This is a genomic window from Mesorhizobium sp., assembly GCF_005063415.1.
Classification (GTDB): domain Bacteria; phylum Pseudomonadota; class Alphaproteobacteria; order Rhizobiales; family Rhizobiaceae; genus Mesorhizobium.
Map to the genome: position 1 here is coordinate 31,628 of NZ_SUEG01000015.1, position 7,998 is coordinate 39,625.

Below are 7,998 nucleotides of genomic sequence, written 5' to 3' on the forward strand. Positions count from 1 at the left end.
GCCCATCTGATGCGCGTCGGCGGTCAGGTCGAGCAGATCGTCGGCAAGTTGAAAGGCAAGCCCGATCGCCGAACCAAATTCGGCCAGCCTTTCGCGGTCGCCCGACGGCGCGCCGGCAAGGATGGCTCCCGCTTCGCAGGCAAAGCGGATCAGCGCACCGGTTTTCATCGCCTGAAGCCGGATGATGCCGGCCTCGTCCGGCCGGCCTTGTTCGGCCTCGAGATCGAGCATCTGGCCGCCGACCATGCTTCCCGCCCCGGCGGCGCGGGCCAGTGCCAGCACCAGCGCTGCCCTGCGCTCGGCCGGCAGCATTGTGGCCTCGTCGGCAAGGACGTCGAAGGCAAGCGTCAGCAAGGCGTCGCCCGCAAGAATGGCGGTCGCCTCATCGAAAGCCCTGTGTACGGTCGGCTGGCCGCGGCGCAAATCGTCGTCGTCCATGGCCGGCAGATCGTCATGGATGAGCGAATAGCAGTGCACGCATTCGAGCGCCGCCGCGACGCGCAGCGCTGCCTCGCCGTCGGCTGAAAACAGTGCAGCACTTTCCATGACCAGGAAGGGACGCAGTCGTTTGCCGCCGTTCAGCACGCCATGTCGCATGGCCGCCATCAGGCGTTCGGGCCGCGCGACCTCGCCTGAAAGCGTCCGTCCGTCGAGCAACCGCCTCAGCAGCGCCTCGAGCGGAACTGCCCGGGCAATAAGTGCAGCTTCGAACGCCATTTGGTCGTCTTTCGTCATGGTCGGGAGCGGTAGCCGACACTCAGACGTTGCGCAAGAAGCCAAGCGCCATTATGCCGGGGGCAGGGAGTAGCGCGGACTGGGTGGCTTGGCGGAACCGATTGTCGATCACGAAACCGAAGGGTTGGACATGGCGAGACCGAGACGCGGCAGCCGCATCGGTCTTCAACGCTGGGTCCGGCGCGGCATCGCCGTCGCCGTCGTGCTGGCGCTGGTGCCGGTGGTGCTGACCTTCTTGTACCTGCCGCCATTCGTGCATCCGGTGTCGACATTGATGCTGAAGGACCTGGCGACGTTTTCCGGCTACGATCGGCGCTGGGTTTCCATCGACGATGTCGCGCCGGTGCTGGCATATTCGGTCATCATGTCGGAGGACGGGCAGTTCTGTTTCCATCGCGGCGTCGATCTGGGCGAGTTGCGCGGCGTCGTCGACGATGCGCTCGCCGGCGAGATGACACGTGGCGCCTCGACCATCACCATGCAGACGGTAAAGAACCTTTATCTATGGTCGCGGCCGTTGGGCTCGGTCCGTAAGGTCGTCGAACTGCCGCTGGCCGTCTATTTCGATGCTGTGCTGTCGAAACGGCGGATCATGGAGATCTACCTCAACATCGCGGAATGGGGACCGGGCATCTACGGCATCGAGGCCGCCGCCCGGCATCATTTCGGCGTCTCGGCAAAACAGCTGTCGCGCCGGCAGGCAGCGCTGCTTGCCGTCACCTTGCCGAACCCGATCGTGCGCAATCCGGCGAAGCCCGGGCCGGGACTGAGGCGGCTTGCCGCGTTGATCGAGCGGCGCGCGGGCCGCGCCGGCGCCTATGTCGGTTGCCTGCGATAGTGTCAAAAAAAAACACGGCGACGCTGGCCAAAACGCCATCGGGCGTGTATAGGCAGCCGACTTTCTCAGATTCCGGCCCCTGATGTGGCCCTTTCACGAGGGCCGCCGGGGCGTTTTGACCATGTAGTGGAGCATATCCATGGCCGTTCCGAAACGAAAAACCTCTCCGTCGAAGCGCGGCATGCGCCGTTCTGCCGACGCACTGAAGGCCCCGACCTATGTCGAGGACAAGAACTCCGGCGAGATGCGCCGTCCGCACCATATCGACCTGAAGACCGGCATGTATCGCGGTCGCCAGGTTCTGGAGCCGAAGGAAAGCTGAGAGAGCTTTCGACGGTTTATGGGTTGCGAAACGACCGGCCATTGGCCGGTCTTTTTGTGTTTGCGACAACTGATCATATCAGCCGGGCCTGACATTGTTGTTTCACGCCGTCTTTGTCCGTGTTTGCTGGTCGCACGAAAATTCTTGACGGCGAACGCCGGGCGCACTCTACAAAGATCAGTCCAACCGGAGCCGCCACATGTTCGGTGCCATCCCGCTGCTGATCGTGCCTTTCATCCTCTACAATCTCGGGCTTCTGGGAATATTCGGCAGCGGCGACGATCCGTGGGCGACCGAAATGTTTTCGGTCCGGATGATGTCGGGTGGGGTGTTCTCGATGACCCTCGGCGATCTCATCGTGCTGATCGCACTGATCTTCTTGTTCGTCGAAGTGGTGAAATCGACGCGCACGACAAATGCCTCGATCATGGATCACCTTTTGTCGACCTTCGTCTTTGTGGCCTATCTGGTCGAGTTCCTGCTGGTGAAGGGCGCCGCCCATTCCGTTTTCTTCATACTGATGATCATAGCGCTGATCGACGTGCTGGCCGGCTTTTCGGTGTCGATGCGGTCGGCCAGCCGCGACATCAACATGAACTAAGGATCCCGGCTCAGCCCGGGTCGGCGCTAAAGCCAGCCGCCTCGATACCGGCGATGGCTGCCGTTTCATCATTGTCGGACGTGTCGCCGGAAATGCCGACGGCGCCGATGATCGTGCCGGCGTTGTCGCGGATCAGCACGCCGCCGACGACCGGCAGGACGCGCCCGCCCGACACGTCGGAGACGCCGGCGATCAGATGCGGACGCTCCTTGGCGAAAGCTTCCACCCGGCGCGAGCCCATGCCGATAGCGAGCGCGCCATAAGCCTTGCCGGCCGACATTTGCGGACGCAGGAACGAGGCGCCGTCCTGACGCTGGAACGCGACCAGATGGGCGCCGGCGTCGAGCACCGAGGCGCCAAGCGGCCTGAGCTTGAGCTCGGCACCCTTGGCAAAGGCGGCGGCGATGATTTCAAGGGCTTTGTCGAGCGTCAGTGCGGTCATGGCGGTCTCCTAAACGCGCCAGTTATCAACCGGCAGAAACATCCCGGTGAACTGTTTCGCGTGCGAAATGAAGTATGCGTCTGGGAGCGCCGGCTTATTTTTTCTTGGCGCGAGGCTTCTTCACCGGGGCCGGAGGCGCATTGGCCAGGTCTTCCGCTTCCTTGGCGAGGCGCAGCGCCCGCAGCTTGTTGGTCTTGGCCTGGCGCGCGTCGCTCTCGGCGACATATTCCGCCATCGCCTTCTGGCGGACCGTGGCTGCCTCTTCCTGTTTCTTGAAACGCAAATCGGCCCGCGCACGGGCAGTGTCCTTAGAGTTCTCGACCAAGAGCGTTATCCAATCCCGTGAATTATCTTCAGCCCCTTGATAGCAGAGCCAGCCCGCGATTGGGAAAATAAGTTGGTCATGGCGCCGGATCGCAGCCGATGCTCCGCGCGTTGCGGGCGATCACCGCATCGTATCCGGCCTGCAAAGTCGCGCGGACGGTGGGCTCGGATGGAGCAGGAGACGCACCCAGATGCTCGTGGCGCAACTCGTTCATGAACTTATCCCACATCGGCGGGCCGCCTTTTTCCAGAAGCTCGGCACGGATAGAGAGCTCTTCGCTGACCGGCAGCCAGACCCGGCCCCAGGCGCCGAGATGCGCCAGGATCGGCACCAGCGTGATCGCCATTTCGGTCAGACTGTAGATCGCCTTCTGCTTGTGGGAGGGATCATCCGCCCTGGTCAGCATGCCGAGCTCCATCAGCCGCTTCAGCCGGTCGGCGAGGATATTGGAGGCGATGCCCTCCATCGAGCCGTTGAGCAGTTCGCGAAAGTGGCGTCTGCCGCCGAAGATGATGTCGCGAAGGATGATCAGGCTCCACCGGTCGCCGAACACTTCGAGCGACAGGTTGATGGGGCATCCGGACCGACGATCGATGTTCATGCGAATCTCCAAAACCGGTTGCATTATCGTATCAGTTTTAATTATCGTGCAACTGATTGCAAATTGCAATCGGGTTGGAAGCCCAAGGAGGAAAGCCATGAAAAACGCCGAACACCCCGAAATCGTATCCCAGACCTTCGGCGATCCGGCACATCCGGCGGTATTGTTGATCATGGGCGCCATGGCTTCAATGCTCTGGTGGCCCGAAGCGTTTTGCCGGAGGCTGGCCGGCGAGGGTCGCTTCGTGACCCGCTATGACAATCGCGATACCGGCCGTTCGACCAAATACGCGCCGGGCGAGCCGCCTTATACATTCGACGACATGGCGGACGATGCTATCCGCGTCCTTGACGACCATGGAATCCGAAAGGCGCATGTGGTCGGCATCTCGATGGGCGGCATGATCGCGCAGCTCGTTGCGTTGAAATACCCGTCGCGCGTCAATTCGCTGACGGTGATCAGCAGCTCGCCCCTGGGCATCGATACTTCGCATCTGCCCGGAACCACCGAGGCCTATAGGAAACACTCGGCCGAAGGCGCCAAGGTCGACTGGTCGGACCGTGGCCAAGTGGTCGATTTCATCGTCAAGGACGCACATGCGCTCACCGGTGCCGCGCACTCTTTCGACGAGCAGCGAACGCGGGCTTTCGTCGAACAGGATTATGACCGGTCCGGCGGTTTTCTAAGTGCGACCAATCATTTCATGCTCAAGAGTGGCGAAGATGGGAGCGGCGAAGACTGGACGGGTCGGCTGCGCGACATGAAAACCCCGCTCCTCGTTATCCACGGCACCCACGATCCCATCTTTCCAGTCGAGCATGGCGCCGCTCTTGCCGACGCGGTCGCCGGTGCAAGGCTGCTCCGGATCGAGGGCGGCGGCCACGAGCTGCATCCCGACGACTGGGCCGCGATCATCGATGCCATCGTCACCCACAGCCAGGCCAAATAGTACCGAGCCCGACACCGAATTTCCGCGAGACGAACCACCCAAGGAACGACAAACAATGTCCCTGACTATGCATCTTCATCCACTGGCCTCCTTCTGCTGGAAGCCGCTGATCGCGCTCTATGAGAACAACACGCCATTCACATCCGTCGTCGTCGATCTCGGCGATGAACAGTCGCGCGCGGCGTTCCTGAAATTGTGGCCGCTCGGCAAGATGCCGGTGCTGCGCGATGAAGCGCTGGACCGGACCGTGCCGGAATCGACGATCGTCATCGAATATCTCAACGCGTATTATCCTGGGCCGGTCGAACTGATTCCCGCCGATCTCGATCTCGCTCGCCAGGCCCGGCTCGCCGACCGCTTCTATGACTTCTACGTCCAGGAACCGATGCAGAAGATCGTCGGCGACCGGCTGCGGCCGGAGGGCAAGACCGATCCGTTCGGCGTCGAGCAGGCCCGCGCCCAGCTGCGCAGCTCCTACGCCATCATCGAACGGGACATGCCGTCGAGGACATGGGCGGTGGGTGCGAGCTTCACCATGGCCGACTGCGCTGCCGCCCCCGCGCTGTTCTACGCCAACAAGGTCGAGCCGTTCGGAGACGAATATCCTGCGGTTAGGCGCTATCACGACCGGTTGCTGCAACGCCCCTCGGTTGCCCGTGTGATCGAGGAAGCGCAGCCTTATTTCAAGCTCTTCCCCTACAACAATGGCTAGATTAGTCCATCGTTTCACGGAAACGCCGAACCGCTCTATCTCTTTGTTTTTGCGCAATTCCGGACGGAAAACCGTTTCACACTTTTCCGGGAATTGCTCTAGGCCCGAAGCTGCACAGTTGCCGACGCGCTGATGACGCCCCTCAGCTTCCGGGTGAGCCGAGCTGCTCCGCGTCCCAGAACTGGTCGAGCCAGATGTTGAGCTTCAGGAAGCCGGCATTGCTGACCGTATAGACGCGCCTGGTGCCTTCCGGCTTGGCGTTGACCAGCCCGGCATCAAGCAGCACCTTCAGGTGCTGCGAAACGGCCGGGCGGGACACCGGCAAGCCGGATGCCAATTCGTTGACGGTCTTCGGTCCGCGCCGGAGCTCTTCCAAGAGATGGCGCCGGTTGGGATCGGCAATCGCCATGAAGGCGTCGGAAAGCATCATGCCTTATTTGTGGGGCAAAGCGTCTCGAATCTCAACCGTCGGTTTCAGCTTTTCTGCGCGGGTCGAGCCGCAACGCTTCCGGCGTCACCGAGCGGTCGGCCGGCTGGGTCTTGAAGGCATCGCGGCCTTCGATCGGCACCGGCGCGCGACGGCTGATGCGCAGCAGCGTATAGCCGGCCAGGCTGAGATGCGCGAGTGCGGTAGCGAGGAACAGCCCCTCGGGGCGCATCCAGCCCATCAGGCCGGCGGCCACCAGCGGACCGATCATCGTGCCGAAGCCATAAAGCAGCAGCAGGCCGCCCGACACTTTGACGAAGTCCTCCGATCGCGCATGGTCATTGGCATGCGCCACCGCGATCGAATAGAGGGTGTAGGCGAAGGCGCCGTAGGCGGCGGTGCAGACGATGACGAAGACGCCGGAGCGCGGTTCGAACAGGAAGATGGCGATGGCGAACAGCGCAGCGCCGAAAGCCGCGCCCGCCAGCACAAAACGACGGTCCGTCGTGTCGGAGAGCCGCCCGGCCGGAAGCTGCATGGCGGCGCCGGCGATGACCACGAGGCTCATCATCAGCGCGATCTCGGCTGTCGAGATGCCGATGCGCGCTCCATAGACGGCACCAAGTGTACCCCAGGCGCCGTTGGCGATGCCGATCAGCACGCAGGCGATCGCCGACACCGGCGAATTGATGTAGAGCCCTTTGACGTCGAGCGACACGTCCTGCAGCGGCTTGGGGTGCGACGCCGTCGAGACCGCCGTCGGGATCAGCGACAGGCAAAACAGAATGCCGGTGATCATGAACAGCGACGCCGATTTCACGTCGCCGCCGGCAACGATCATCTGACCGCCCATGATCGAGGCATAGGTGACCATCATGTAGAGGCCGAAGACGGTGCCGCGGTTTTCGTTGGTGGCCTTCTCGTTGAGCCAGCTTTCGATGACCATGAAGGCGCCGGCCATGGTGAAGCCGGTGAAGGCGCGCAGCAGGATCCAGGTATATTCATCGATGATCAGGCCGGTGAGCAGTGCGACGATCGCTCCCGATGCGGCAAAGGCGCCGAAAGCCCTGACATGACCGGCGCGGCGCACGATGCGTGGCGCAAAGAAGCAGCCGGTGACGAAGCCGCCGGCCCAAGCCGTGCCCATCAGGCCGAGCGATGCCGTCGAGAAGCCCTCCACCTGGCCGCGCAGCGGCAACAGCAGCCCGTGCAGCCCAGATGCCGCCAGCAGGAACGCGGTGCCGCGCAGCAGCGAGAGGACCGGTCTGTAGCTTGCGAACATTTTTCAATCCGGCTGGGGGTTTTGGGCACAAGTCTGGAGACAGCGGCATTCGGGCTTTTCGGCGGCGTGCCCGAGCTTTTGGAATTACCCGCAGTACTATCCGCGGCGAAACAGCGCCTCTGCCGCCGACTTGGTGGAGCCCTTGGTCTTGAGCTCGGCTTCCAGCCGGGCAATCTCGTCGCGCAGGATGCCGATCCGCTCGGACAGTTCATCGACGGAAAGCAGCGACAGATCCTGCCCGATCTCGTGCGGGCGCGCTTTCTTCTTGGGTTCGTCGTCGAAGATCGCCATCGTCGCTCCTCCGTGATTGCCCATTTGCCTGATTTGCCAATGAGCATACATAGGGCAAGCGTATGGATGCAAATGGCCGGCAAGAGCTGGCACGAGAAACCGGCGAAGCACGACGGGAAAATTCATGGCGAACGCACAGAAAATTCCGGCAAAGATGATGGCGATCGCCATATCGGAACCGGGCGGGCCGCGGGTGCTGAAACCGGAAACCCGCGACGTACCGGTTCCCGGTCCCGGCGAGATCCTGATCCGGGTGCGGGCCGCCGGCGTCAACCGGCCGGACGTGCAGCAGCGCAAGGGCGCCTATCCGCCACCGCCGGGAGCATCGGATCTGCCGGGCCTGGAAGCGGCAGGCGAAGTCGCTGCCCTTGGTGACGAGATATCGCGCTGGCGCGTCGGCGACCGGGTCTGTGCGCTGACGGCGGGCGGCGGCTATGCCGAATATGTCAGAGTGCACGCAGGCAGCGTGCTGC

The 7,998-nt window shown here is 62.7% G+C and carries 13 protein-coding genes; 6 read left to right on the forward strand and 7 right to left on the reverse strand.

Annotated elements, in window-relative coordinates; all coding sequences use genetic code 11:
- A partial coding sequence (locus E5W70_RS06810) for a polyprenyl synthetase family protein (protein WP_292655616.1) occupies nucleotides 1-735 on the reverse strand: 735 nt, incomplete at its 3' end.
- Nucleotides 736-814: 79 nt separating this feature from the next.
- On the opposite strand from E5W70_RS06810, the gene E5W70_RS06815 reads away from it, so the two are divergent.
- The 3 genes from E5W70_RS06815 to E5W70_RS06825 all read left to right on the forward strand — a co-directional run bounded on the left by E5W70_RS06815 (nucleotide 815) and on the right by E5W70_RS06825 (nucleotide 2,496).
- The gene (locus E5W70_RS06815; protein ID WP_292655717.1) at nucleotides 815-1,573 is read left to right on the forward strand and encodes a transglycosylase domain-containing protein; all 759 of its coding nucleotides are present in this window, start codon (nucleotides 815-817) and stop codon (nucleotides 1,571-1,573) included.
- Nucleotides 1,574-1,712: 139 nt separating this feature from the next.
- Entirely contained in the window at nucleotides 1,713-1,895 is a 183-nt protein-coding gene (rpmF, locus tag E5W70_RS06820; RefSeq protein WP_006203806.1) for a 50S ribosomal protein L32, read from the forward strand.
- 199 nt (nucleotides 1,896-2,094) lie between these two features.
- Complete coding sequence (locus tag E5W70_RS06825; RefSeq protein WP_292655618.1) at nucleotides 2,095-2,496, forward strand: hypothetical protein; 402 nt, start codon at nucleotides 2,095-2,097, stop codon at nucleotides 2,494-2,496.
- Nucleotides 2,497-2,506: 10 nt separating this feature from the next.
- On the opposite strand, the gene E5W70_RS06830 is transcribed toward E5W70_RS06825, so the two are convergent.
- From E5W70_RS06830 to E5W70_RS06840, 3 genes are all read right to left on the reverse strand, one after another.
- Nucleotides 2,507-2,938, reverse strand: a complete 432-nt coding sequence (locus tag E5W70_RS06830; protein ID WP_292655621.1) for a heme-binding protein — start codon at nucleotides 2,936-2,938, stop codon at nucleotides 2,507-2,509.
- Between the two features lie 94 nt (nucleotides 2,939-3,032).
- A complete protein-coding gene (locus E5W70_RS06835; protein ID WP_023678501.1) occupies nucleotides 3,033-3,263 on the reverse strand; it encodes a hypothetical protein in 231 nt (76 codons plus the stop codon).
- 76 nt (nucleotides 3,264-3,339) lie between these two features.
- The gene (locus E5W70_RS06840; protein WP_292655625.1) at nucleotides 3,340-3,864 is read right to left on the reverse strand and encodes a helix-turn-helix domain-containing protein; all 525 of its coding nucleotides are present in this window, start codon (nucleotides 3,862-3,864) and stop codon (nucleotides 3,340-3,342) included.
- Between the two features lie 97 nt (nucleotides 3,865-3,961).
- On the opposite strand from E5W70_RS06840, the gene E5W70_RS06845 reads away from it, so the two are divergent.
- Entirely contained in the window at nucleotides 3,962-4,813 is an 852-nt protein-coding gene (locus E5W70_RS06845) for an alpha/beta hydrolase (protein ID WP_292655627.1), read from the forward strand.
- A 55-nt stretch (nucleotides 4,814-4,868) separates the two neighbouring features.
- Nucleotides 4,869-5,525: a glutathione S-transferase family protein gene (locus E5W70_RS06850; RefSeq protein ID WP_292655630.1), complete on the forward strand. Its 657-nt coding sequence runs from the start codon at nucleotides 4,869-4,871 to the stop codon at nucleotides 5,523-5,525.
- Nucleotides 5,526-5,667: 142 nt separating this feature from the next.
- Here the strand turns inward: E5W70_RS06850 and E5W70_RS06855 are convergent, their stop codons facing one another.
- From E5W70_RS06855 to E5W70_RS06865, 3 genes are all read right to left on the reverse strand, one after another.
- Nucleotides 5,668-5,955, reverse strand: coding sequence for a metalloregulator ArsR/SmtB family transcription factor (locus E5W70_RS06855; protein ID WP_023678497.1), 288 nt, complete (start codon nucleotides 5,953-5,955; stop codon nucleotides 5,668-5,670).
- A 31-nt stretch (nucleotides 5,956-5,986) separates the two neighbouring features.
- Nucleotides 5,987-7,234, reverse strand: coding sequence for an MFS transporter (locus E5W70_RS06860; protein WP_292655634.1), 1,248 nt, complete (start codon nucleotides 7,232-7,234; stop codon nucleotides 5,987-5,989).
- Between the two features lie 96 nt (nucleotides 7,235-7,330).
- Nucleotides 7,331-7,525 (reverse strand): DUF1192 domain-containing protein, encoded by a 195-nt coding sequence (locus tag E5W70_RS06865; RefSeq protein WP_023678495.1) that lies wholly within the window; start codon nucleotides 7,523-7,525, stop codon nucleotides 7,331-7,333.
- Between the two features lie 124 nt (nucleotides 7,526-7,649).
- Here E5W70_RS06865 and E5W70_RS06870 point away from each other — a divergent pair.
- The coding region (locus tag E5W70_RS06870) for an alcohol dehydrogenase catalytic domain-containing protein (RefSeq protein ID WP_292655638.1) at nucleotides 7,650-7,998 on the forward strand (349 nt) is incomplete at its 3' end.

Excerpts from the sequence above, each read along its gene's own strand:
- rpmF (WP_006203806.1), top strand. The coding sequence starts at position 1,713 with ATGGCCGTTCCGAAACGAAAAACCTCTCCGTCGAAGCGCGGCATGCGC.
- E5W70_RS06825 (WP_292655618.1), top strand. The coding sequence starts at position 2,095 with ATGTTCGGTGCCATCCCGCTGCTGATCGTGCCTTTCATCCTCTACAAT.
- E5W70_RS06830 (WP_292655621.1), bottom strand. The coding sequence starts at position 2,938 with ATGACCGCACTGACGCTCGACAAAGCCCTTGAAATCATCGCCGCCGCC.
- E5W70_RS06840 (WP_292655625.1), bottom strand. The coding sequence starts at position 3,864 with ATGAACATCGATCGTCGGTCCGGATGCCCCATCAACCTGTCGCTCGAA.
- E5W70_RS06845 (WP_292655627.1), top strand. The coding sequence starts at position 3,962 with ATGAAAAACGCCGAACACCCCGAAATCGTATCCCAGACCTTCGGCGAT.
- E5W70_RS06850 (WP_292655630.1), top strand. The coding sequence starts at position 4,869 with ATGTCCCTGACTATGCATCTTCATCCACTGGCCTCCTTCTGCTGGAAG.
- E5W70_RS06855 (WP_023678497.1), bottom strand. The coding sequence starts at position 5,955 with ATGATGCTTTCCGACGCCTTCATGGCGATTGCCGATCCCAACCGGCGC.
- E5W70_RS06860 (WP_292655634.1), bottom strand. The coding sequence starts at position 7,234 with ATGTTCGCAAGCTACAGACCGGTCCTCTCGCTGCTGCGCGGCACCGCG.
- E5W70_RS06865 (WP_023678495.1), bottom strand. The coding sequence starts at position 7,525 with ATGGCGATCTTCGACGACGAACCCAAGAAGAAAGCGCGCCCGCACGAG.